General features: G+C 67.5%; 23 protein-coding genes. 13 read left to right on the top strand and 10 right to left on the bottom strand.

Annotation, left to right across the window (positions count from 1 at the left end; all coding sequences use genetic code 11):
* Positions 1-7 precede the first annotated feature (7 nt).
* The 5 genes from Q8L83_RS13905 (at position 8) to Q8L83_RS13885 (ending at position 4,650) form a co-directional block, all read left to right on the top strand.
* Positions 8-445: an HIT family protein gene (locus Q8L83_RS13905; protein WP_305287901.1), complete on the top strand. Its 438-nt coding sequence runs from the start codon at positions 8-10 to the stop codon at positions 443-445.
* Positions 442-1,668: an LptF/LptG family permease gene (locus tag Q8L83_RS13900; RefSeq protein ID WP_305287899.1), complete on the top strand. Its 1,227-nt coding sequence runs from the start codon at positions 442-444 to the stop codon at positions 1,666-1,668. The genes Q8L83_RS13905 and Q8L83_RS13900 overlap by 4 nt, the downstream gene beginning before the upstream one ends.
* Positions 1,665-2,726: an LptF/LptG family permease gene (locus tag Q8L83_RS13895; protein ID WP_305287898.1), complete on the top strand. Its 1,062-nt coding sequence runs from the start codon at positions 1,665-1,667 to the stop codon at positions 2,724-2,726. The genes Q8L83_RS13900 and Q8L83_RS13895 overlap by 4 nt, the downstream gene beginning before the upstream one ends.
* A 68-nt stretch (positions 2,727-2,794) precedes the next feature.
* The gene (locus tag Q8L83_RS13890) at positions 2,795-3,889 is read left to right on the top strand and encodes a dATP pyrophosphohydrolase (RefSeq protein WP_305288098.1); all 1,095 of its coding nucleotides are present in this window, start codon (positions 2,795-2,797) and stop codon (positions 3,887-3,889) included.
* The gene (locus Q8L83_RS13885; protein WP_305287897.1) at positions 3,886-4,650 is read left to right on the top strand and encodes an NTP transferase domain-containing protein; all 765 of its coding nucleotides are present in this window, start codon (positions 3,886-3,888) and stop codon (positions 4,648-4,650) included. Before Q8L83_RS13890 ends, Q8L83_RS13885 begins: the two co-directional genes overlap by 4 nt.
* Here the strand turns inward: Q8L83_RS13885 and Q8L83_RS13880 are convergent.
* A complete protein-coding gene (locus Q8L83_RS13880; protein ID WP_305287895.1) occupies positions 4,647-5,402 on the bottom strand; it encodes an NTP transferase domain-containing protein in 756 nt (251 codons plus the stop codon). The genes Q8L83_RS13885 and Q8L83_RS13880 overlap by 4 nt on opposite strands.
* Before the next feature lie 212 nt (positions 5,403-5,614).
* Here Q8L83_RS13880 and Q8L83_RS13875 point away from each other — a divergent pair, with 212 nt between their 5' ends.
* From Q8L83_RS13875 to Q8L83_RS13850, 6 genes are all read left to right on the top strand, one after another.
* Positions 5,615-5,944: a helix-turn-helix transcriptional regulator gene (locus tag Q8L83_RS13875; RefSeq protein ID WP_305287893.1), complete on the top strand. Its 330-nt coding sequence runs from the start codon at positions 5,615-5,617 to the stop codon at positions 5,942-5,944.
* A gap of 12 nt (positions 5,945-5,956) precedes the next feature.
* Positions 5,957-6,379, top strand: a complete 423-nt coding sequence (gene arsC, locus Q8L83_RS13870) for an arsenate reductase (glutaredoxin) (RefSeq protein ID WP_305287891.1) — start codon at positions 5,957-5,959, stop codon at positions 6,377-6,379.
* Between the two features lie 20 nt (positions 6,380-6,399).
* On the top strand, positions 6,400-7,464 hold the full coding sequence (gene arsB, locus Q8L83_RS13865) for an ACR3 family arsenite efflux transporter (protein ID WP_370868403.1): 1,065 nt from the start codon (positions 6,400-6,402) through the stop codon (positions 7,462-7,464).
* The gene (arsH, locus tag Q8L83_RS13860; RefSeq protein WP_305287887.1) at positions 7,461-8,207 is read left to right on the top strand and encodes an arsenical resistance protein ArsH; all 747 of its coding nucleotides are present in this window, start codon (positions 7,461-7,463) and stop codon (positions 8,205-8,207) included. Before arsB ends, arsH begins: the two co-directional genes overlap by 4 nt.
* Before the next feature lie 104 nt (positions 8,208-8,311).
* Positions 8,312-8,524 carry a hypothetical protein gene (locus tag Q8L83_RS13855; protein ID WP_305287886.1) on the top strand — a complete coding sequence of 71 codons (213 nt, stop codon included), beginning with the start codon at positions 8,312-8,314 and terminating at the stop codon, positions 8,522-8,524.
* A 36-nt stretch (positions 8,525-8,560) separates the two neighbouring features.
* Complete coding sequence (locus tag Q8L83_RS13850) at positions 8,561-8,884, top strand: HPF/RaiA family ribosome-associated protein (RefSeq protein WP_305287885.1); 324 nt, start codon at positions 8,561-8,563, stop codon at positions 8,882-8,884.
* Between the two features lie 13 nt (positions 8,885-8,897).
* On the opposite strand, the gene Q8L83_RS13845 is transcribed toward Q8L83_RS13850, so the two are convergent.
* Together Q8L83_RS13845 and Q8L83_RS13840 are read right to left on the bottom strand one after the other, a co-directional pair.
* Positions 8,898-9,596, bottom strand: coding sequence for a response regulator (locus Q8L83_RS13845; protein ID WP_305287882.1), 699 nt, complete (start codon positions 9,594-9,596; stop codon positions 8,898-8,900).
* Entirely contained in the window at positions 9,593-11,059 is a 1,467-nt protein-coding gene (locus tag Q8L83_RS13840) for an ATP-binding protein (RefSeq protein WP_305287880.1), read from the bottom strand. Before Q8L83_RS13840 ends, Q8L83_RS13845 begins: the two co-directional genes overlap by 4 nt.
* A 298-nt stretch (positions 11,060-11,357) precedes the next feature.
* Between Q8L83_RS13840 and Q8L83_RS13835 the strand changes: the two genes are divergently transcribed.
* Entirely contained in the window at positions 11,358-12,437 is a 1,080-nt protein-coding gene (locus Q8L83_RS13835; RefSeq protein WP_305287878.1) for a 2OG-Fe(II) oxygenase, read from the top strand.
* Here the strand turns inward: Q8L83_RS13835 and Q8L83_RS13830 are convergent.
* From Q8L83_RS13830 to Q8L83_RS13810, 5 genes are all read right to left on the bottom strand, one after another.
* Positions 12,434-13,813 carry a deoxyribodipyrimidine photo-lyase gene (locus Q8L83_RS13830; RefSeq protein WP_305287877.1) on the bottom strand — a complete coding sequence of 460 codons (1,380 nt, stop codon included), beginning with the start codon at positions 13,811-13,813 and terminating at the stop codon, positions 12,434-12,436. The genes Q8L83_RS13835 and Q8L83_RS13830 overlap by 4 nt on opposite strands.
* Positions 13,814-13,831: 18 nt before the next feature.
* Complete coding sequence (locus Q8L83_RS13825) at positions 13,832-14,212, bottom strand: YdbL family protein (RefSeq protein ID WP_370868400.1); 381 nt, start codon at positions 14,210-14,212, stop codon at positions 13,832-13,834.
* Between the two features lie 9 nt (positions 14,213-14,221).
* The gene (locus Q8L83_RS13820; protein WP_335650192.1) at positions 14,222-14,398 is read right to left on the bottom strand and encodes a YnbE family lipoprotein; all 177 of its coding nucleotides are present in this window, start codon (positions 14,396-14,398) and stop codon (positions 14,222-14,224) included.
* Between the two features lie 62 nt (positions 14,399-14,460).
* Positions 14,461-17,547 (bottom strand): YdbH domain-containing protein, encoded by a 3,087-nt coding sequence (locus Q8L83_RS13815; protein WP_305287871.1) that lies wholly within the window; start codon positions 17,545-17,547, stop codon positions 14,461-14,463.
* Positions 17,548-17,704: 157 nt separating this feature from the next.
* The gene (locus tag Q8L83_RS13810; RefSeq protein ID WP_305287869.1) at positions 17,705-19,156 is read right to left on the bottom strand and encodes an MFS transporter; all 1,452 of its coding nucleotides are present in this window, start codon (positions 19,154-19,156) and stop codon (positions 17,705-17,707) included.
* A gap of 127 nt (positions 19,157-19,283) precedes the next feature.
* On the opposite strand from Q8L83_RS13810, the gene Q8L83_RS13805 reads away from it, so the two are divergent.
* Positions 19,284-19,550 carry a sulfurtransferase TusA family protein gene (locus Q8L83_RS13805; RefSeq protein WP_305287867.1) on the top strand — a complete coding sequence of 89 codons (267 nt, stop codon included), beginning with the start codon at positions 19,284-19,286 and terminating at the stop codon, positions 19,548-19,550.
* Here Q8L83_RS13805 and Q8L83_RS13800 read toward each other — a convergent pair.
* Entirely contained in the window at positions 19,489-20,415 is a 927-nt protein-coding gene (locus Q8L83_RS13800) for a YihY/virulence factor BrkB family protein (RefSeq protein ID WP_305287866.1), read from the bottom strand. The two genes, Q8L83_RS13805 and Q8L83_RS13800, sit on opposite strands and share 62 nt — an antisense overlap.
* Positions 20,416-20,661: 246 nt before the next feature.
* Positions 20,662-21,801 carry a CaiB/BaiF CoA-transferase family protein gene (locus Q8L83_RS13795; protein WP_305287865.1) on the bottom strand — a complete coding sequence of 380 codons (1,140 nt, stop codon included), beginning with the start codon at positions 21,799-21,801 and terminating at the stop codon, positions 20,662-20,664.
* Positions 21,802-21,829 lie beyond the last annotated feature (28 nt).

The raw sequence follows: 21,829 nt of genomic DNA, 5'->3' as shown, positions 1-21,829 counted from the left end.
GTGCATCATGAGCAATGCGACCGCGGTGAACTTCGGTTTTCCCCACTCGCTTGTGGGTGAAACGGACCATTGGCTGGTTCTTGTGCGCCCCAAGCAACCCACATTTGGGTCTCTTGTCCTGGTGTGCAAGGAGCCAGCCCAAGCATTTTCAGATCTCAGCCGTGAGGCTTTCGAAGATCTGCAAGTCGCGGTCGGCGGCATCGAGCGCTTGCTGCGCAGCGCGGTGAATTACACCAAGATCAACTACCTGATGCTTATGATGGTCGATCCTGACGTCCATTTTCACGTGATTCCCCGCTACGAGGGCGCGCGCGAGCATGGCGGGGAGACCTTCACCGACGCCGGATGGCCGGGCCAGCCAGATCTGGGGGCGGCCGTGGCGCTGAGCCCTGAAGCCCTGCGCGCGCTCGCCGAGAAGTGGCGCCGCGAGTGGCGCGCGGCGTGACCACGGCCCTGACGCCCAGGCCCACCTTCACGTTCGGCCTGCCGCTGCTGGATCGCTACGTTCTCAGGCTGACGGCCAGCCCCATGCTGGGCTGCCTGGCGGTGACCCTGATCGCACTTCTGCTGGAGCGGGCCCTTCGTCTGCTAGACCTGCTGGCCCAGAGCAGCGACCGCTTCGGCTTCGTGGTCCAGCTGACCGGTCAGCTGGTGCCGCATTATTTCGGCCTGGCCCTGCCCGTGGCCTTCTTCGTCGCCCTGTTCATCGTCATCACGCGCCTCAGCGACGGCTCGGAGATCGACGCCCTGCTGGCCAGCGGCGTCTCCCTCCCCCGTCTGGCGACCCCTTTCATCTGCCTTGGCCTGGCGCTTACCTTGGTCAGCCTTATCGTGTTCGGCTACATGCAGCCCTACAGCCGCTACGCCTACCGCGCGGTGATGCACGCGGCGGCCAACGCCGGCTGGAACGGCGAACTGCAGGCCGGCGCCTTTGTCACCGACGACCGCCTGATCATGACCGCCGACCGGGCCGATCCCCAGGGCCAGCGGCTGGAGGGTCTGTTCATACGCCGGCTGACGCCGACCGGCCGCGAGGAGGTGATCACCGCGACCACGGCCGACCTGCAGGTGTCCCAGGACCGGCTGAATGTGACCCTCAACCTCCAGAATGGCCGACGTATCCTGGAGGGCGCGGACGGCGTCTATGACATCCTGGACTTCGACAGCTTCAACACCACAGCGCCCTTGGCCGGCGCCACCGAACTGCTTCGCGCCCGAGGCGGCGACGAGCGCGAACTGACCCTGGGCGAGCTGTCGAGCCTGGCCGCGTCCGGCGATAGCGTCCTGCCCCGCAGCACCCTCTTGTCCGAGCTCTACGGACGTTTGGCGCGGGCCGCCTTCCTGCCCTTTCTGCCTTTGATCGCCTTTCCCCTCGGCCTGGCGACCAAGCGGGGGCGGCGCACGCCCGGCCTGGTCTTTGCGGGCATCTTGCTGCTGGCGTTCCAGCACGCCCTTCAGCTTGGCCAATCCCTGGCCGAGAGCGGGGTCGTCTCGGCCTTCTTCGGAATCTGGACGCCCTTCGCCCTCTTCACCGGGTTTGGCGTCTGGATGTTCATGGGCAGTCGGGATCGCCCTGGGGAGACCCCCATCAGCCGGCTGATCGGGACGGCCGGCGACCGGATCGCCCGGGCGATGGCCGCTCGGGATGCGCGGGTCCAGGCCGCGTGAAACTCTACAGCTACATCCTGTCGATCGTCGGCACGCGCATTCTGGCCGCCGCCGCCATCCTGCTGGGGATCCTGCAGGTGCTGGAATTGCTGGAGTCCACGCCGGAGATCCTTGAGCGCGGGCTGGGCGTGGGGGGCGTCGCCTATCACGCTGTGCTGCGCCTGCCCCGCATGCTGGAGCAGGCCGCGCCCCTCGCCGTGCTGGCCGGAGCCCTCTTCGCCTTTGGACAACTGGCCCGGGAACAGGCCGTGACGGCCATGCGGGCTTCCGGCGTCTCGGTGTACCGATTGCTGGGGGTGTCGGCCCTGGCGGCCATCGGCGTTCTGGTGATCGACCTGATGGCGCTGGAAGTCGTGGCGCCGCGTACCGACCTCACTCTGGCCAACTGGTGGCGCGCCACGGCCGCCGAAGCCGACAGGTCCGATCCCGAGCTTCGCGCCTTCCGATCCGGCGACGAGCTGGTCGTGGCGCGGGCGAGCGACGAGCAGGGCGACCGTCTGGACGAGGTGCGCATCTATCGGCGCGATGCCGACGGCCAGGTCATCGAACGCATCGCCGCGCCCTCGGCCAACTATGGCGCTGAGGGATGGCGCCTCGACCAGCCGAGCCTCGTACGCTTCACCGAGGGGGAAGCCATGGCGTCCTCGGCCGAGGCGCTGATCTGGCCCACCCGGCTGCGGCCCGCCGATGTCCGCGCCCTGCTGTTCAGCGATCAGGCGCCCAGCGGCGCCACCGCCCGCCGCGCCCTGGGCGGCGTCGGCTCCGAGCGGCCGGAGAGCTACTACGCCGTGCGGGTCCATCGCACCCTGGCCGAGCCGGTGGCGGTTCTGGTCATGCTGCTGCTGGCGGCGCCTGTGGCGCTGGCCAACTTCCGCACGACGCAGGGGGCCGTGCTGTCGGCCGCCGCCCTGGCCGCTGGCCTGACCTTCCTCGTGCTGGATGGTTTGCTGACTGCCCTGGGCGAAGGCGGCGCCCTGGCGCCTGTGTTGGCCGCCTGGACGGCGCCGGCGGTGTTCGCCGCCATGGCCGTCACCGTGCTTCTCAGGATGGAGGGCTGACCCTGAGCGTCGCCGCCTCACCCGCCGCCCCACCCCTGATCATCCGGCAGGCGGTGTCCAAGTCCGACATGCGGCGCTTCATCGCCGTGCCCATGCATCTGAACGCCCACGACCCGGCCTGGATCGCGCCGCTGGTCAGCGAGCGTCTGGCGGCCTTCAGCCCCGCCGGAAACCCCTTCTTCGAGCATGCCGAAGTCGCCTTCTGGATCGCATCGCGCGGCGACCGTGATGTGGGTCGGATCAGCGCGCAAATCGATCGCCTCGCGCCCCAGAACCCGGACCGGCCCACCGGCCATTTCGGCCTCATCGCCGGGGAGGATGACCCCGAGGTGTTCGAAGGCCTGTTCGCCACGGCGGAGAATTGGCTGAAGGCCCGGGGCTGCACGCGCGCCCTTGGCCCCTTCAACCTGTCCGTCAACGAAGAGGTCGGCCTGCTGGTGGACGGCTTCGAGACGCCGCCCATGGTCCTGATGGGCCACGACCAGCCCTATGTCGGTCGCCGCATTGAGGCCCAGGGCTACGGCAAGGCCAAGGACGTCTACGCCTATCTCTGCCAGATGAGCGACGACATCCCGGCCCACATTCTGCGCCGGGTGCGCCGCGGGCCGGCCGCCGGCGTCACCCTGCGGATGCTCGACATGAGCCGCTATGACGCCGAGGTCAGCGCCATGACCGAGGTGCTCAACGACGCCTGGAGCGGCAACTGGGGCTTCACGCCGACGACCGAGGCGGAGACCGCCCAGCTGGGCAAGTCCCTGCGGGCGGTCATCGAGCCGAAGATGATCTGGTTCGCCGAGATCGACGGCGAGACCGCGGGCTTTGTCGTCCTGCTGCCCAATGTGAATGAGGCCATCGCCGACCTGAATGGGCGCCTGTTACCGTTCGGCTGGGCCAAGCTGCTGTGGCGGCTCAAGGTCGCCCGGGTGAAGTCGGTCCGCATCCCGCTGATGGGGGTCAAGCGCAAGTTCGCCGACACCCTGAGGGGACAGATGCTGCCCTTCCAGTTGATGGACGCTGGCGCCACCCAGGCCCGCGCCCTGGGCTACCAGACCTATGAGCTGTCCTGGATCCTGGAGGATAATGCGCCGATGAACCGCATCTGCGCGTCCCTCGGCGGCAAGATCTACAAGACCTACCGCATCTATCAGAAGGATCTGGCGTGACCGGGTTTCGCGCCCTGGTCCTGGCCGGCTCGCGCCCGGAAGTCGATCCCCTGCTGGCCTATGCCGATGTGGCCCACAAGAGCCTGATCCCCCTTCAGGGCCAGACGCTACTGAACCGCGTCGTCGACGCCCTGACCGCGGCTGGCGCGAGCGCCATTGGGGTCTGCACATCGCATCCGGCGGTCATCGAGGCCGTGGGCCAGATCGCCACATCCGGCCGACTGACGATCCTTCCGGCGGCTGACAGCCCCAGCCTGAGCGTCGACCAGGGCGCCCGCGCCATGGGGTTCCCCCTGCTGGTGACCACGGCCGATCACGCCCTGCTTCGGCCCGAATGGGTGCGGGCGTTCCTGGCCGACATTCCGGCCGAGGCCGACATCGCCGCCCTGCTGGCGCCCGAAACCGCGGTCAGGGCTGCTGCGCCGGACGGGAAGCGCACCTATCTCGCCTTCCGCGACGGCCGGTATTCCGGCTGCAATCTGTTCTATCTGCGCACCGAGGCCGCCCTGAGCGCCGTGGCCCTCTGGCGGCAGGTGGAGGCGCGGCGCAAGCAGCCCTGGAAGATCGCCGCCCTGCTGGGGCCGGGCATGCTGCTGGCCTATCTCGCAGGCCGCCTGACCCTGGACCAGGCCGTCGCGCGGCTAGGGCGCAAGGCCGGCGTTCGGGCCTGCGCAGTACGCGCCGCCCATGGGCTGGCGGCTGTCGATGTGGACAAGCCCGCAGATCTGGATCTGGTGCGAAGCCTGGTGGCGACTGCCTAGACAGCGACCTTGAGCTGGCTCCAGGCCTCGGTCAGGGCCAGATTGCGCGGAACGTCCTCGGGGAAGTCCATCTCCGCCCAGTCCAGCCCCTCGATGGAGGCCACAGCCACGGCGCCGGGATCGGCCGCCATCTCGTTGATCACGCTGAGATACCAGCGCTTAAGACCCTCCGGCGCGCGAAGCGCCGTCTCCACCGTGCGAACAAAGGCCGCCGCGCCCTCTGCCGAAAAGCGCAGGAAGCCGATGGATTCAGCGTCGAAGGCCGGAATGGTCTTGCCGATCGCCCGCAACTGGTCGCCCTCGGTCAGCACCTTCATATCGTCGGCGTCATAGGCGCTCTTGCGATCGATGGTCACGGTCACAGGCGCGGGCGCCGCCGCCAGCAGGGTTTGGGCGATGGCGGGCTCGAAAAGTGTGTCGCCGTTCAGCAGCAGGAAGGGACCGCTCATCTCGCCGCGGGCGAGCCAGCAGGTCGCGAGATTATCGGTCACCCCATAGAACGGGTTGAACAGGGTCCGCACCGCCATGCCCGGCAGGTCCAGCCCGGCGACCTCCGCCTCGACCAGATCGGCGCCGAAGCCTGTCACCACCACGACTTCGGAAATCCCGACCGCGTGCAGGTGGAGCAGTTGCCAGTGCAGAACGCTGCGCCCGGACAGGTCGATCAGGCATTTGGGCCGGCTGTCGGTCAGCGGCGAAAGCCGCCTGCCCTGACCCGCACTGAGCACGATGGCCTTGCGGGTTTCGTTCATCACCACGGTCGCTCTCGTCCCAAACTTTCCGGCGGATTCGACTCATGTAACAGGCCCCGGGGTCCGGCGCATCAGGGGGCCGGCCGCCAAAATCGCCGCAGCCGCGCCCGATGCGCTCCGGCTGGGCGATCATCCGCCGTCTGTGTGAATTTTACGCCCAGCCTCACGAGCCAGGGGCTTGCCTAGGATATTAATTCGATAATATTGGAACTATGGAATCTGAATCGGCGATGCTCGCCTTGTCTGCTCTCTCCCAGCCCACACGGGTGGAGGTTTTTCGCTTGCTGGTCCGTCATGAGCCTGACGGCCGGCCGGCGGGCGAGATCGCGCAGGCCTTGGGCGTTCCGGCCAACACCCTGTCGTCACACCTGGCCGTCCTGGCCCGCGCCGGCCTGGTGACGTCTGAGCGGCGCAGCCGTTCGATCATCTATCGCGCAGACCTCGAGGGGCTGCGGACCGTGATCCTGTTTCTGCTGAAAGACTGCTGCGGCGGCCGCGCTGACATCTGCGCGCCGCTGCTGGCTGAACTTGCCCCCTGCTGACCTGAGGCGCCCATGGACATCGTCATCTATCACAACCCGCAATGCGGGACGTCGCGCAACGTCCTGGAGCTCATCCGCCACGTGGGGATCGAGCCGCATGTGGTGGAATATCTGAAGACGCCGCCCACGCGGGCCCTGGTCGCTCAGCTTGTGGCCCGGATGGGGGTGAGCGTGCGCGACATCCTGCGGGAGAAAGGCACACCCTATGCCGAACTTGGCCTCAATGATCCCAGCCTGACCGATGACGCCCTGCTTGACGCCATCGAGGCCCATCCGATCCTGATGAACCGCCCGATCGTGGTCACCCCGGCCGGGGTGAAGCTGTGCCGGCCCTCTGAAACCGTCCTCGACCTGCTGCCGGCGGAGGGGCTGAAGCCCTTTACCAAGGAGGACGGCGAGGTGGTGGTCGACTCCGACGGCCGGCGGGTGCGCTGATGGCCGAGATCGCGACGCCTGTGTCGCCGCGGCGGCTGTCCTTCCTGGATCGATGGCTGACCCTCTGGATCTTCGTCGCCATGGGGCTGGGGGTTCTGCTTGGCACGGTCGTGCCCGGCCTGCCGGCCTGGATCGACAGCCTGTCCATCGGTTCGACCAACATTCCCATCGCCATCGGCCTGATCCTGATGATGTATCCGCCGCTGGCGCGGGTGAAGTACGAGGAGCTGCCCAGGGTGTTCGCCGACAAGCGCGTCCTGGCCCTGTCCCTGTTTCAGAACTGGGTGCTCGGCCCGGTGCTGATGTTCGCCCTGGCCGTCATCTTCCTCCGCGACCAGCCGGAGTACATGACCGGCGTCATCCTCATCGGCCTGGCCCGCTGCATCGCCATGGTGCTGGTCTGGAACCAGCTCGCCCGGGGCGACAACCAGTATGTCGCGGCCCTGGTGGCCTTCAACTCGGTCTTCCAGATCCTGTTCTTCAGCGTCTATGCGTGGTTTTTCCTGACCGTGCTGCCACCCCTCTTCGGCCTGGAGAGTAGTGTGGTGGCGGTCAGCTTCTGGACCATCGCCGGCGCGGTGCTGATCTATCTGGGCCTGCCCTTCCTGGCCGGCTTCCTGACCCGCCGGGTGCTGGTCCGCGCCCGCGGGGCCGACTGGTATGAAACCCGATTCCTGCCCAGGATCGCGCCCCTGACCCTGGCGGCCTTGCTGTTCACCATCCTGGCCATGTTCAGCCTCAAGGGCGGCGACGTGGTCGCCCTGCCCTTCGACGCCCTGCGGATCGCCGTGCCGCTGGCGATCTATTTCTTCGTCATGTTCGTGGTCAGCTTCCTGATGGGAAAGCTGATTGAGACCGACTATCCGCGCACGACGGCCCTGGCCTTCACCGCGGCCTCAAACAACTTCGAGCTGGCCATCGCCGTCGCCATCGCCGCGTTCGGCCTGACCTCGCCCGTCGCCTTCGCCGCGGTCATCGGACCCCTGGTGGAGGTGCCGGTCCTCGTCCTGCTGGTCTCGGTCGCCCTCTGGCTTGGCCGCCGCTTTTTCCCTGACACCGCGCCGCCGCGGGAAGACGCCGCATGAGCCGGCTGCGCGACCTCCCCGACCCCGACAGCCTTCCGGCTCTGGACCCCGCCTTCCTGGCCCGACGGCCGGCATTCGGCCTAGGCCCCGAGGATCATCCGCCCAGGATCCTGCTGCTCTATGGCTCTCTTCGGCCGATGGCCTTTTCGCGGCTCTGCGTGGAAGAGGCCGCCCGCCTGCTCCGCTTCATGGGCTGCGAGACCCGCATCTTCGATCCTTCAGACCTCCCCCTGCCCGATCAGATCCCAGGTGACGACCACCCGGCGGTCGCCGAGCTGCGGGACCACGCCATGTGGTCGGAGGGCATGGTCTGGTGCAGCCCCGAGCGCCATGGGCAGGTCACAGGCGTCATGAAGCTGCAGATCGATCACCTGCCGCTCAATATGGGCGGCATGCGGCCCACCCAGGGCCGGACCCTGGCGGTGATGCAGGTCTGCGCCGGCTCGCAGAGCTTCAATGTGGTGAACACCCTGCGTCTCCTGGGGCGCTGGATGCGGATGATCACCATCCCCAACCAGTCCAGCGTCGCCAAGGCCTACGAAGAATTCGACGAGGCGGGTCGGATGAAGCCCTCGGCCTATTATGACCGCATCGTCGACGTCATGGAGGAGCTGGTCCGCTTCACCATCCTCACGCGTCCGCACGCCCAGGGTCTGGTGGATCGCTATTCGGAGCGTAAGGCGGCGGGCGTTCCAATCGACCCCGAGCGCGATCCTTCGGCGATCGCCACCCGCCCTCAATAGGCCGATCAGCCCGCTCGTTCACGCCTTCGGTATGCAACCCCTCGGCGGCGCAAGGGATTTCCTTGATAGGCCATAGCTGTTGGCCTTCACCCCAAGGAGGAACCATGAGCCCCGCCGATAAGCCGGCTGCCCAGGCCGAAGAAGCCGCCAAGGCGATGAAGCGCAAAGAGCAGGCCGATCAGCCGCATCACCCGCAGCCGGGCCGCACGGCTGACGAAGGCATGGCGTCCAATCCCAACCCGACCATCGCTCCGTCTGGCGCGCTGGATGCGGAGGGCCAACGGCCGGTGCTGGAGCGATCGCGCAAGGCGCGCTGATCCTCGTCCCCGTCCTCAGGCTTTCCGGAGCAACACATGCAGATTCAAGTAAACACCTCCAACAATATCGAGGGGCGAGACGCCCTTATCGCGGGCGTGGAACGCGACATCCGGACGCGCCTCTCACGGTTTGAAAGCCGCCTCACCCGCGTGGAGGCGCATCTGGGGGACGAAAACGGCCCCCGCAACGAGGGCGCTGACAAGCGTTGCGTGCTCGAGGCTCGCCCCTCGGGCCTCAACCCCATCACGGTGTCCGAGAATGCGGGCTCTATCGACCAGGCCACAGCCGGCGCGCTCAGCAAGCTGGCGTCGGCCCTCGACCGGACCTTCGGCAAGTTGACCGATCGCAAGGGCCACTAGGCGCCCGCGGGGCTCAGGCGTCCTCGTCGGTCGCCAGCCGATAGCCGACGCCGGGCTCCGTCAGCAGGACCCGCGGCGCCGCGGGGTTCTCTTCCAGCTTCTGCCTTAACTGGGCCACAAGGACGCGGACGAACTGCGCGTCCACTGTGGCCTGAGGCCCCCAGACCGCGGCGATGAGCTGCTTGTGCGTCACGACGCGACCGGCGTGACGCGCGAGCGCTCGGATCAGGTCGTATTCCCGGGGCGTGAGGCGGATTTCCTGATCCTGCACGAAGGCGCGCCGTGTTGCGAAATTCACCTCCAGCTCGGCGCTGCGGAACTGCGCCTGGCCCGACAGCCGCCGATCGCGGCCGCGCACCGAAGCGCGAATTCGGGCGAGAAGCTCGCCGACGCCAAAGGGCTTGTTCACGAAGTCGTCGGCCCCGAGATCAAGCGCGGCGATCTTTTCGGTTTCCAGATCGCGGGCTGAAAGCACGACAATCGGCACTTCCGACCACTCGCGGATATGGGCGATGACCTGCTTGCCGTCCATGTCGGGGAGGCCGAGGTCCAGGATCACCACGTCACAGGCTTCGGACGCGAGATGGGCCAGGGCGGCGGCCCCGTTCTCGGCCGTCGTGACCTCATAGCCCGCGGCCGCCAGGGCAGGCCGGAGCGCGCGCAGAATCTGCGGTTCATCATCAACCAGGAGAAGATGGCCGGAGGTGGTCATGATTTGGCGCTCGGCAGAATCAGCGCGACGACCAGTCCATCCCGGTCGTCGCGGTTACGGGCGATCGCCTTGCCGCCCATCGCCTCAATGAGGCCTTTCACGATGGAGAGGCCGAGACCGGCGCCCTGAAGGTTCGTGTTCGCCGAGGGGGATCGATAGAACTTCTCGAAAATGCGCGCGAGTTCATCGGCGCGCACCCCTGGGCCTTCATCGGCGACTTCCACAATCAACATGTCATCCCGCCGTTGCAGGCTTACCTCCACGGTCCCCTGCTCGGGACTGAAGCGCAGGGCGTTCTCCAGCACGTTCGCCAGGGCCTGCTCGAAGAGAATCGGGTCCCCCCAGGCGGCGAGGCGATCGCCTTCGACGCGGATGGCGATCATGCGCCCGCCGCGTCGGCGTTCAAAGCGTCTGACCAGGCGGTCGAGGCTTTCGGCCATCTCGAAGGTCACACCCTGGATCGCGAGCGCGCCAGCCTCCAGCTTGGTCATGTTCAGCAGGTTGCCGACGAAGGCGTTCAGGCGCTCGGCCTCTTCCTGGATCGTGTCGAGGAGGTCGTTGCGCACCTCGGCGTCAAAGGTGTCGCCAAACGCCCGCAGGCTGCTGGCGGAGGCCTGGATGGACGCCAGCGGGGTTCGCAGGTCGTGGGAGATGGATGACAGGAGCGCGTTGCGAAGCGACTGCGTACGGTCAGTCGCCTCGACCTCGGCCCAGGCGCGACTGAGCCTGGCCCGCGCCACCGATGTGGCGCCCATGTCCAGCAGGACGTGAATGAGTTGGGCGCCGTCGGGCTCATCGTCGCTGCGCCAGGCTGCGGCGCCCAGACGACGGCCCTCGGCCCATAGATTGCGCAGCCGCCAATCCCCCACCTTGGCCGACGTGGCGCCAGGCGCCTCCAAGGCGGCGAGCGCATCGATCAGAGTGTCGGGCGGATCCTGGTCGGGCGCGGCGAAGCATCGTCCGTCGATCAACACCACGGCCTGTCCCTGGGCGGCCTCGGCAAGGCCGGTGGCGAGGCGCTGGGCGATTTCTGCTTCTTCATCCATTCCCGCGAAATCGCGCCCGGCCTGGAACAGCACGCCACTGGTTCGAGCCCGTTCCTGAGCGCGGATGGCGTCGTCCCGAACCCGTCCGGCCAGGCCCCCGGTCATCATGGCGACCGCCAGGAACACCACGAGGATGATGATGTCCTCCGACTCCACCCCAAAGGTGAAGCGTGGCTCGACCAGATAGAAGTTGTAGCTGACGAACCCCAGCACCGCCGCCAGGTAGGCCGGCCCAGATCCAAGCAGGACGGCGACGACGAGAACCCCGCCCAGGAAGATCATCGAAACCCGGACATAACCCAGGCCTTCGGCGACGATCAGGGCCAGGAGATTGGCGAGCAGCACGACGAGGATCGCCGAAGCATAGCCCACCAGCCTTGGCCGGCGGCGGACCCAGTTCGAAATCATGTCTGACATGAAGGCCCCTGAACGCCCCGAGGCCGATATCACAAGGGTTCGCCAGCCTCGCCGACAACGCCCAGGGGGTGAGGGACGGCGAAGCCGACGAACCGGGTCGGTAGCGGCCGACCGGGAGGCAACCTGCAAGAGGCCGTGGGGAGCGTCAATTATGGGCAGGTTATAGGGCGACTTATAAGCTTCTTATGCTTGCTCTCGCACGGCGGCGAGGCCCCTCTTCGCGCTCCTCGAATGACGGATGCGCCGGATGAACCAGCCCCGACACCTTCACGCCCGCGGGCGAGCCTAGTCCCGCGCCATGCTGCGTCCTGGCCAACCTACCCCTTGGTTCACCACGCCCTCCCCGGTGAATCCGGAGTTCGCCTTTGGCAGTCTGGGCGGGCGGTTCATGCTGATGGTGTTTCTGCCTGAGCCTGGCGAGGCCCGTGAGGTCGTCCTGGGCCATCTGCGGGCCAACAGCGGCCTGTTCGACGATGACAAGGTCTATGCCTTCGCCGTCGCCCGCGACGAGCCCACCATCGCCACCGCCACGAACACGCGCGCCCTGCGCTGGTTTTTCGATCCGGATGGAAAGGTCTCGCGCCTCTATCACGCGCTGAGCGACCAGGGGCCAAACCCCCACTTTGTGCTTATCGACCCGTCCATGCGGATCTACGCGGTTTCGCCGATTGACGGCGCCGAAGCCATGATGCGCGTCGTGGCGCAACTGCCGTCGCCCGACGACCACGCCCGGACGCCGCTGCATGCGCCGGTGCTCATCGTGCCCCGGATATTCGAGCCGGACATCTGCCGACAGCTCATGACCTTTTATGAGGAGCACGGCGGCCGACCGTCTGGCGTGATGCGAGAAATCAACGGCCAGGTTCAACCGGTCATGGACCACACCAAGCGCCGCCGCGACGCCATGGTGGAGGACGAGGGCCTGCGCGCCCTCCTCCGCCAGAGGCTTCAGACGCGGCTTCTGCCCGAGATCGCCAAGGCCTTCCAATTTCAGGTCACCCGGGTCGAACGCTATCTGGTGGCCTGCTACGACTCGAATGGTGGCGGCTTCTTCCAGCCCCATCGCGACAACACGACCCGGGCTACGGCCCATCGTCAGTTCGCCTGCTCGATCAATTTGAACGCCGAAGGCCATGAGGGCGGCGACCTGCGCTTCCCCGAGTTTGGATCGCGCACCTATCGCCCGCCCAGCGGCGGCGCCGTGGTGTTTTCCTGCTCCCTCATGCACGAGGCGACCCCGGTGACGTCGGGCAAGCGCTATTGCTTTCTACCCTTCTTCTACAACGAGCCAGCCGCCCAACTCCGCGAGCGCTACCTGGCCGAGGAGGCCGCCGCCAAGGTCGCCGCCAGCGCTGAGCCGGCTGTTCAACCGGCCTAGGCCCGTTCGGCCGCCACTAGGCGGTCGACCTGGTTCACATAGGCCTCGGCGTCGAAGCTCTTGAAGGTGTTGGGCCCCATCGACCGGACCGTGCCGAAGACCGGCTGGGTGGGCCACGGCCGGTCGTGGAGGCCGAAAATCCAGCCGACGTTGGTGTAGGAATTGGCGTCGCGGCCATCGAGAAGATAGCGGTTGTTCAGCCGCAGGATCGTGTCGAAGGCGGCTCGGGGATTGGCTGACCACTGCAGGATCTTCTTGCCCCAGTACATCCGCAGTCGGTTGTGCATATACCCCGTCGCGACCATCTCGCGCTGGGCCGCATTCCAATAAGGGTCGTGGGTCTCGCCGGCTTCCAGCTGGCTTTCGGAATAGAGATGGGGCCGCGGATCGGCCTCATGGGCCTCCAGCGTCAGCCGCGCCCATTCCGGCAAGCCATCATAGCTGTCGTAGTCGGCAGGCGCCCACCAGGCATGATTGATCGCGAGCTCACGCCGCACGATCAGTTCTTCAAGATAGACACGCTTGGTCTCGCTGTCGGGACCCACGGCCTCGCGGACGGCCAGGGCGATTTCGACGGGCGAGATCTGGCCATAGTGAAGATAGGGGCTGAGATAGGACACCGCCGCCCGCTCGGGCTTGCCACGCTCTTCGCCATAGCGGGCCAGCCCATCGTCGATGAAGGCCTGCAGTCGGCGCCGGGCCTCCACCTCGCCGCCCCTGAAACGGCGAACCGGCGCCAGGCTGTGGTCGATATCCAGGCCAGCGAGCGCCTTGAGACCGTCGCTAAGATCGATGTCTGAGGCGACCGCGTCGGTCATCCTGTGGCGCACCTCGCGACGGCGCAGCGGCGTGAGGTAGTCTTCCCACAGCCTGTGGATGCGCGGACGGATCGTGCGGGCCGCATACTCGTGCTTGTTGGAAACCTGCAGGATAGGCGCGACCACGTCGCCCTCGACCCGGATCAGGGGCCTGTCCATCGCCTCGGCGAGATCACGCCGCCACTGGCGTTGCAGGCGAAGATAGCCGGCGTCGCAGACCACCAGGGCCGCATGCTGCGACAGTTCCAGGGCGACCTTGTCCGGCTGGCCCTTGCGGATGACGAAGCCGACCCCGCGCCCCGCCAGGCTCTCGGCCACATCGGCGAGACCTTGAAGCATGAAGGCGTAGTGGCGGGCGCTGGCTTCGGGATAGGCTTCGGCCAGACCGAAGCCAACCAGCACGGGCAAGCCGCGATGGTTGGCTTCTTCGATGGCGTATTCCAGGGCGGGGTTGAACTCCGCGCGCTGGGCCGACTGCATCCAGTAGAGGACATAGCGGGCCTCGCGGCCCTCAGGGGCGTCCTTGAGCGCGCGGATACGCGTAGACTGGATCGCCATGAGGGCCGCTAAACGTCGCTACTTCTGACGCCAGGCGCCATCAGCGGTCTGGTAGAATTCGCCAGGGCGCAGCCGCGAGGAGACCACCTCGGTAAAGGCCGCCGCGCCCGCGGCCGCCTCGGACACGCCATTGCGCGCCGCCGCCTGCCGATAAAGCGCCGCCCGGCCAGCATTGATCTCGTTGACCGCCGCCTGCAGGGCCGCGTCGCCCGAGCCGCTGACGAAGCCGAGATAGCCGTCGTTTTTCTCGCCCACCGTGCCCTGAGCCTTGGCCGCGTCCACCTGGGCCTTGGCCTGGGCGCTTTGAGCGAAGGCGGGGCCGGCGATGGCGCCGACGGTGACCACTCCGGCCGCGCCCAGAATGGCGGCGGCGAGAGCCAGATATTTCATGCGGGTCATGAGCATCCCCTAGAACAGGTTCGGATTCTGCTGGATCAACGCTCGGACATCTTCGTCCAGGCGCACGCGCACATCGGCGTCCAGCTTTGCATAGATATTGATGGGATCGACCTGGACCCGCACCGTCGGCGTACAGGCGCCGAGCGCGGCCCCCAGGGCCGAGGCGCCCATCAGCACCCCGATCATATGTCTCTTTGTTGTCGTCAAGGTCACGGCTCCCTCGGGTGTGCGAGTTTTAGCGTTCAAGCTCATTCTGGCGAAGGCGGCTGAACCGCGCCTGAACCGTTGTAGTCCTGAGCGGCGGCATAGTCGGCCAACAGCTCATTCAGGTTGAGCGACGTGTCCAGCGTCAAATCCACCTTTGTGCCAGATGGCAGGGGAAGCTCCTTGTTGAGGAAGCTGCGGCTGATCAGTTCGCCCAGGGTCAGACGGATTTCCTGTCGCTGCGGCGGGCTATGCTCGCCCCGGATCTTGAACAGCACGCCCAGGCGTCCGCCCGGCAGGCTGTTGACCTCGGCGTCCAGCAGATCAAAGGCCAGATGCTCCATGGCCTGATAGGCGAAATCGACCGCCGCATTGGCGTGATCTTCCTGGGCCACAGGCACAGCCTGGTCGCCAAGACCCTCGGCGCTGGCGCTCGCCGCCCCGCCGGTGGCGTCGACCTGGGTCAGGGCTTCCCGGCGAATGGCCAGCCGCCCCGGCGAAATGGCCGTGAGCTTGCCCTGGATGAAGGTCACGCCGTCAGGGCCGACCACGAAGGGCAATCGCCCGCTGACCACGGCGTCCAGATCGACCCGGTCGGCGAAGGGAGTGGCCTCGACGAACTCGGACAACTGGACCGCTTCGATCACCAGCTCGCCGGGCCAGGACTTGGTCTGATCGAGGGGGATCGACATGGGCGCGATCCGCACCGTGCCGCCGCCGACCTGGAAGGCGCCGGCCGACAGGGTCAGCTGATCAGGCAGCAGCTGGAAGGTCACCTGCGACCCCGTCACGGGAGCCAGAATCTGGACGGTGTTGGCCTTCAGGACCTGGTCTGGCGCGGTTTCCAGGGGGACCAGGCTGGTGAATTCGATCTGGCCGTTCAGGCCCTGGACCGCGCCGGCCGGACTTTTGAAATCAAGCGACGGCACGTCGAGGCGGCCCCGGCTTTGCAGGCCCCCGGGGTTCCAATCGATGGCGCCGATGAACAGCGCCGATCCCTCGACCGGCTCGCCCACGACCTCGGCCAGGGGCGACAGCGCGGCGGGTTGAAGGCCTTCGGCGGTGAAGGCCAGGGTTCCGGTGTCGATGGTCACGCCCCCGGCCCCGCTGGCGCCACTGTGGCGCAGGCCGATCTCGGCCACCCGATAGCCGCCGGACTCTAGTTCGAGGGCGCCGGTCCAGGCATCGGCCTGCAGGCCCACGACGCCGGTCAGGTCCAGCGGATGGAAGCGCGGTTCGGCGCTGGTGTCTGAAACCTTCGCCCGCGCCACCTGCGCCTCGACGAACAGGCCTGCACGATTGGTCCCCAGCCGGAGATCGGCCTCGGCTCCGCTGGCGCGGGCGAGGAGAAAGGGAATGTCGGCGCTGGCGGCCTTGGCCGTGGCGTCGAGAGCCCATTGTCCGCCCTGGACGACCACCAGGGGCTGGTCTGTGGGACAGAGCTCGGCCTGGATGTCGACGACGCTGGTCTCTCCCGTTTCGAGCCGCGCCATCTGGAAGGGCGCGCAGCCGCTGGCGACAAAGGTCATCCGACCGTCGGCGACGTTCAGGCGGCCCTGGGCCTGGCCCTCCATCCCGCGCAAGGGGCCGAAGTCCGTCGCGAAGGTCAGTCCTGCGGTGGCGGCGAGCTTGCCGACATCAAGCCTATAGCTGGCGACCTGGGCTTCGATCTGCGGCAGCCCGCCCCCCGATGTGGCCAGATTGAGCGCGCCGCCCTGGCCGCCATAGAGCGGGGCCCCGGCGCGCGGGCTCACTCGAACCAGCCCGCCAGACGCCGTCCGAAGGGTCGCGGCCTGGGCGAGGCCAACCCGGACGTCGCCGCCGCCGAGGCTCAGCCGGACCTCAGGGGCCGCTAGCTGGAAGTCCGCGGCGGCGCGCTTGATCGCCGCGAGCTCGGCAAAGTCGTCAGGGGTTACGGCCCCCAGACCACTCCACCCCCCTGCCCCCGCCATGGGGCCGGAAAGATTCAGGACGAGCCCGCCGGCGCCATAGGCCGCCGCGCCGTCGAGACTTGCGGTTGCACGACGGAGGGCGAGGTCGCCGGCCCTCACATCTTCGGCCTCCAGGCTGGTTCGGACGTCGCCCGTGAATTGGCCCCCCTCGCCGCGGCGCCAAGCCATGTTGTCCGAGGCCGCCGAGGCCTTGATCACGCCGAGATTCGCGCCGGCGTTCGACAGCCCCTCGCCGCTGACGGTGACAGCGGTCTGGCCCCGTAGACTCAGCCGGTCGAGGGCGCCCTGGGCCACACCCCGGAAGCTGCCGTTCAGGCGAACGCGGTCGCCCTTGATTTCACCGTGGGCGAACTCGGCGGCGTTGAGGTCGGCCACCAGAACCACCGGACCGTCGATCGCGCGGGCTTCAAGATCGGGATAGGCCGCAGCGGCGGCCAGGTTCAGGGCGCCGCGGCCAAACGTGGTCTCGCCCAAACGGCCGGACGTGAGCGCGCCCACGAAGCTGAGGCTGCTCCGCCCGTCCCGGGTCACGAGGCCGATGCGGGCGTCGGCGATATCCAGCTTCAGGGCGTCCGTTTCGAACCGCGTGGGCTCCATGCGCCCGGAAAGACTGACAAGCACGCCTTGCGACATATGGGCGTCGGCGTGGATGACCGCCTGGCCTGAGGCGTGTGTCACCCGCAGCACGCCGTCCTCGACCAGGATCTCGGGCGCCGGCGTGTCAGCCCGCGCCGGCCGGTCTCTGAGTTCGGCGATCAGCGGATCGAGCTGACCCAGGCTGACGCCGGTCTCTGTCAGCTGGATGCGGATATCCGGCTGGAGCAGGCGTATCCGCGCCACCTCGACGCCAAAGGCCTCCCCGCGCCAGGGGCCAGCCAGGCGATAGCTCACCTCCGCCCGCGCGGCGGTGACGATGGGGGAAGCAGCGGGGCCGATCCGAAGCTGGCCCACCAGACCTCGCGGCCCGAGGGATTCGAAGCTCGCATCGGCCTCGACGCCGCGGGCCTGCAGCCACCCGACCAGCGCCTCCCGCGCCAGATGCCGACGGGCGCCATAGGCTATGGCCAGGGCGATGAGCAGCACGGCCACCACGGCAAGCACCAGCCAACGCGCCTTGGGCCGGCGGGCTGTGGCGGCTTTCGAGCCGGTCGCGGAGGGGGAATCTGATGAACGTGTCACGGAAGGTCCGGCGATAATGCGCAGGCTTCGCTATTGGCTCCAACCCTCCCTTGAAAACCACGGAAGCCGCCTGGCCCGCGCAGCCTAGGACAGAGCCTGTGGCGCGAACATGGCGCGCCCCAGACGCCCCAGGGCTGGCCGCTTCAGGCCGGGCGCCTCAAGGGACGTCGTCCGGCGCCTGGGACAGGGGCGGCGCCACCTCTTCCAGAGGCCGACGTTCAGCCACGACGCCCAGCTTCATTTCCACAAGCGCCGCCAGCACCATGAGCCCGCCGCCCAGGAGGTAGCCCCAGAGAATCTGGCTGCGTTCGCCGGTATCGATCAAGGCGCCGAACAGCACGGGTCCGCCCACGCCGCCGATCAGGGTGCCGAAGGCGTAGAACATGGAGATGGTCACCGCCCGGATCTCCAGGGGGAAGCTCTCGCCGATGGTCAGATAGGCGGCGCTGGCGCCGGCCGAGGCGAAGAAGAAGATCACCGTCCAGGCCGCGGTCTGGGCCGGCGCCGACAGCAGACCTGCGCTGAACAGCCAGCCAGTGATGCACATCAGCACGCCGGCCACCCCGTAGGTCAGACTGATCATCGGCTTTCGACCCCAGGAGTCGAAGAATTTCCCGAGCAGGAGCGGCCCCATGAAATTCCCCACGGCGAAGGGGAGCATGAACCAGCCGATGCTGGCCGGCTCGATCCCATAGAACCGGGTGAGAATAAGGGCGTAGGTGAAGAAGATGGCGTTGTAGCAGAAGGCCTGGGTGGCCATCAGGACGATGCCGAGCACGGTCCGTTCCGGATAGCGGCGTATCAGGGTCCTGCCGATCTCCACCCAGCTGGTCGTAGTGCGCCGGATCAGGCGGAGGCTTTGCAGGCTCTCATGCGGCGGCAGCTTCTGGCCGGTGGAGCGCTCCACCCGGGCCTCGATCTCGGCGATGATCGCCTCGGCTTCGGCCTCTCGCCCGTGGGTCATCAGCCACCTGGGACTCTCAGGCATGAAGCGCCGGATCCAGATGATGATCAGGGCCAGGGCCCCGCCGATGATGAAGGCCAGCCGCCAGCCCAGTTCCTGGTCGATGAAGGTGGCGTTGAGCAGAAAGATCGAGGCCAGCGCCCCAAACGCCGCCCCGACCCAGAAGCTGCCATTGATGACCAGGTCGGTGAACCCGCGTCGACGGGCGGGGATCAGTTCCTGGATGGCGGAGTTCACCGCCCCATATTCGCCCCCGATGCCCGCGCCGGTCAGAAAGCGGAACACCATGAAGGACCAGAAGTCCCAGGAGAAACCCGTGGCGATCGTCGCGATCATGTAGACGAAGACCGTGGCGGTGAAGAGCTTCTTGCGCCCGAACCGGTCTGTGAGGCGGCCGAACAACAAGGCCCCGACCACGGCCCCGAGAATATAGGCGCTGCCGGTGAGGCCGACCTGGGTGGCCGTCAGGTTCAGGCCGTCGGAACCTGCGATGGCCGGCGACAGCGAACCGACCAGAGTTACTTCCAGCCCGTCGAGGATCCAGGTCACCCCCAGCGCTGTCACCACCAGCCAGTGGAACCGGCTCCAGGGCAGGCGATCCAGCCTTGCCGGGACATTGGTGACGAAGACGTCGGAACGGGCCATGGACTTCCCCCCTTCTCTCGCGAGCCGCCGGCCTAACGCATGAACAGGCAGGCTGGACGCACGGCTGCTGCGGGAATTTCAGGCGCAGGCGCTTTCGTCCTGCGAGCCGCAGCGCTATGGGGGCGGCATGTCACCCCCTGAAATCCTCGTCGACGCCCGGGGTCACCGCTGTCCGGTCCCCACGCTGCGTCTCAGGCGCGCCCTGGAGGCTGCGCCGCCGGGGGCGCGGATCCGGCTGTTGGCCGACGATCCGCTGGCCCGTATCGATGTGCCCCACTTCGCCGCAGCGGTCGGCGCCGTGGTCATCGCCCAGGAGATGCGCGACGGCGCGCTCAGCTTCCTGGTCGAGAAGTCAGTCTCGGGTTCTGGGGACGGAGATCCCGCAGAAGGCTGAGACGGCGGTGCTCGTCCAGCCGGATTTCGATCTCCGTGGCCAGGGCGCCGCCGAAGAAGACGGCGTTCACGCTCCAGGACAGCCAGATCAGGAACACCACCACGGCGGTGACCGAACCATAGGTCGCGCCCAGATGGGCGATCTGCTCCACATAGAAGGCGCTGGCCCATGACGCGAACAGGCAGAGCATGGCCGCGGAAAACCCACCGCAGACCGAGGCGCGCCAGTCCACCGTGCGTCGGGACATGGCGTAGCGATAGATGAGGCTCATCCCCAGGGTCAGGCCGGCGCTGGCCCAGGTCCATTCGCTGTAGAGCCAGGACACGCCGGCCAGGGGCCGCAAGTCCATGGTGGCCGCCGCCACCCGCAGCCCCAGGAACAGGGATGACACCAGGCCCATCATGGCCGCCGCCGCCAGAAGGACCATGAGGGCCAGCAGATTGAAGCCGACGAATCCCCGCGGGTCCGGCTCGTCGTGAATGAAGGACAGGCCCGCCAGCAACGCCTTGAAGCCGCGATGGGCGGCGTAGGCGCCGATGACCAGCGCCACGCCGCTCTGGGCCGAGATGGCGTCCCGCGGCGCATGGGCCAGACGCTCAAGCTCGGCCTGGAACAGGTCCCGGGCGCCGGTGGGCATCAGGCGCGCCAGGGCTTCAGCCTGGAATTCCGCCTGGGCCGGGTCGGCCAACAGGCTGTAGGCGCCGATCAGCAGGGCCACGGCCGGAAAGATGGCCAGCATGATGAAGAATGACGTCCCGCCCACGTAGAGCATGACATCACGACCCCACAGTCGGGTCAGGGAGCGCCCGAGCGTGGACAGCCCCAGGCGCCCCGCATGGATCGGGTCCCAGCCACGCAAGCTCAAGCGGTCCAGCTCCTGGTGGATCGACATGGGCGCAGGTTGATCAAGGAATGGGACGGGGCGCAAGCGTCCCTTCAAAGGTGACGACGCGCCCCCAGCTTAGCCAGGGGCGCGCCATCGATGGGCGTGTCAGCCATCGGGTCGGCGCCGCTTCGAGGGACGGGAGAGCGCGGCGTTCAACCTGGGGACACTATTGAGCCCGGCGGCTGAACCGCATCTGAACGGAGTTACGCCTTCCCGTTCAGAGTCTTAGGCCGGATCGGCGACGGCGCCCGCACTCCGTAGCGCGGTGATGTCGGCGGCCGAGAATCCCCAGTCCGTGAGGGCGCTGTCGTCATGGGCGCCAATGGCCGGGGGCGGCCCCTGGATGGCGCCAGGCGTGGCGGAAAACCGCGGCGCAGGCGCCGGCTGCACGACTCCGGACACGTCGACGAAGGTCTGCCGGGCCTGGTTGTGGGGGTGACTCGGCGCCTCATCCATGTCGAGGACCGGCGCGAAGCACACATCGGTGCCGCCCATGATCTCGGTCCACTCGTCCCGGGTCTTGCCGGCGATGACCTCGGCCAGCTTGCCGCGCAGGCTCTCCCATTCGCCGCGGTCCATCTGTTTCTGGAAGGCGGGATCGGTGATTCCGGTCTTCTCCAGCAGCAGGGCGTAGAACTGCGGCTCGATCGAGCCGATGGAGACCCACTTGCCGTCCTTGCACTGGTAGGTGTCGTAGAAGTGGGCGCCGCCATCGAGCAGGTTGTTGCGACGGCCGGGCGACCACATGCCAGACGCCTTGAAGCCATAGAACATGGCCATCAGCGAGGCCGCGCCGTCGCTCATGGCGCAGTCGATGACCTGCCCCTGCCCGCTTTCCCGGGCATGGATCACCCCGGCCAAAAGGCCGAAGGCGAGATAGAGCGCGCCGCCGCCGAAATCCCCCACCAGGTTCAGGGGCGGCACGGGCTTGTCCTGCGTGCCGATCGCGTCCAGGGCGCCGGTGATGGCGATATAGTTCATGTCGTGGCCAGCCGCGTGCGCATAGGGGCCGGTCTGGCCCCAGCCGGTCATCCGGCCATAGACGAGCTTGGGATTTCGCTTCAGGGCGACCTCAGGGCCAAGGCCCAGCCGTTCCATCACGCCGGGCCGGAAGCCCTCGAACACCGCATCGGCGCCCTCCATCAGCTTCAGGCAGGCCTCGATCGCCTCGGGCGACTTCAGGTTCATGCCCACCGAGCGGCGGCCTCGGGCGGTGATGTCGGCGGGTGAAGCGCGCCCCTTGCCCATCCGGTCGATCCGCACGACATCGGCGCCAAGGTCCGAAAGCAGCATGCCGGCGAAGGGTCCAGGCCCGATCCCGGCGAACTCGATGACCTTCAGCCCCGTTAGCGGTCCCTGGCCCATCTGCGATCTCCCCTATGTGATTTTGCGC

Source organism: Phenylobacterium sp., assembly GCF_030680185.1.
In the GTDB taxonomy this organism is placed as follows: Bacteria; Pseudomonadota; Alphaproteobacteria; order Caulobacterales; family Caulobacteraceae; genus Phenylobacterium.
This window is presented reverse-complemented; position numbering and strand designations above follow the sequence as displayed.

What these genes read in the sequence shown, in the direction of transcription:
- Q8L83_RS13820 (WP_335650192.1), bottom strand. Translation starts at nt 14,398, where the DNA reads ATGATCGGGGTGCTGATGGGCGCCTCGGCCCTGGGGGCCGCGCTCGGC.
- Q8L83_RS13845 (WP_305287882.1), bottom strand. Translation starts at nt 9,596, where the DNA reads ATGACCACCTCCGGCCATCTTCTCCTGGTTGATGATGAACCGCAGATT.
- Q8L83_RS13805 (WP_305287867.1), top strand. Translation starts at nt 19,284, where the DNA reads ATGTCACCCCCTGAAATCCTCGTCGACGCCCGGGGTCACCGCTGTCCG.
- Q8L83_RS13880 (WP_305287895.1), bottom strand. Translation starts at nt 5,402, where the DNA reads ATGAACGAAACCCGCAAGGCCATCGTGCTCAGTGCGGGTCAGGGCAGG.
- Q8L83_RS13855 (WP_305287886.1), top strand. Translation starts at nt 8,312, where the DNA reads ATGAGCCCCGCCGATAAGCCGGCTGCCCAGGCCGAAGAAGCCGCCAAG.
- Q8L83_RS13890 (WP_305288098.1), top strand. Translation starts at nt 2,795, where the DNA reads ATGCGGCGCTTCATCGCCGTGCCCATGCATCTGAACGCCCACGACCCG.
- Q8L83_RS13875 (WP_305287893.1), top strand. Translation starts at nt 5,615, where the DNA reads ATGGAATCTGAATCGGCGATGCTCGCCTTGTCTGCTCTCTCCCAGCCC.
- arsH (WP_305287887.1), top strand. Translation starts at nt 7,461, where the DNA reads ATGAGCCGGCTGCGCGACCTCCCCGACCCCGACAGCCTTCCGGCTCTG.
- Q8L83_RS13850 (WP_305287885.1), top strand. Translation starts at nt 8,561, where the DNA reads ATGCAGATTCAAGTAAACACCTCCAACAATATCGAGGGGCGAGACGCC.
- Q8L83_RS13840 (WP_305287880.1), bottom strand. Translation starts at nt 11,059, where the DNA reads ATGTCAGACATGATTTCGAACTGGGTCCGCCGCCGGCCAAGGCTGGTG.
- Q8L83_RS13905 (WP_305287901.1), top strand. Translation starts at nt 8, where the DNA reads ATGAGCAATGCGACCGCGGTGAACTTCGGTTTTCCCCACTCGCTTGTG.
- Q8L83_RS13810 (WP_305287869.1), bottom strand. Translation starts at nt 19,156, where the DNA reads ATGGCCCGTTCCGACGTCTTCGTCACCAATGTCCCGGCAAGGCTGGAT.
- Q8L83_RS13795 (WP_305287865.1), bottom strand. Translation starts at nt 21,801, where the DNA reads ATGGGCCAGGGACCGCTAACGGGGCTGAAGGTCATCGAGTTCGCCGGG.
- Q8L83_RS13835 (WP_305287878.1), top strand. Translation starts at nt 11,358, where the DNA reads ATGCTGCGTCCTGGCCAACCTACCCCTTGGTTCACCACGCCCTCCCCG.
- Q8L83_RS13825 (WP_370868400.1), bottom strand. Translation starts at nt 14,212, where the DNA reads ATGACCCGCATGAAATATCTGGCTCTCGCCGCCGCCATTCTGGGCGCG.
- Q8L83_RS13830 (WP_305287877.1), bottom strand. Translation starts at nt 13,813, where the DNA reads ATGGCGATCCAGTCTACGCGTATCCGCGCGCTCAAGGACGCCCCTGAG.
- arsC (WP_305287891.1), top strand. Translation starts at nt 5,957, where the DNA reads ATGGACATCGTCATCTATCACAACCCGCAATGCGGGACGTCGCGCAAC.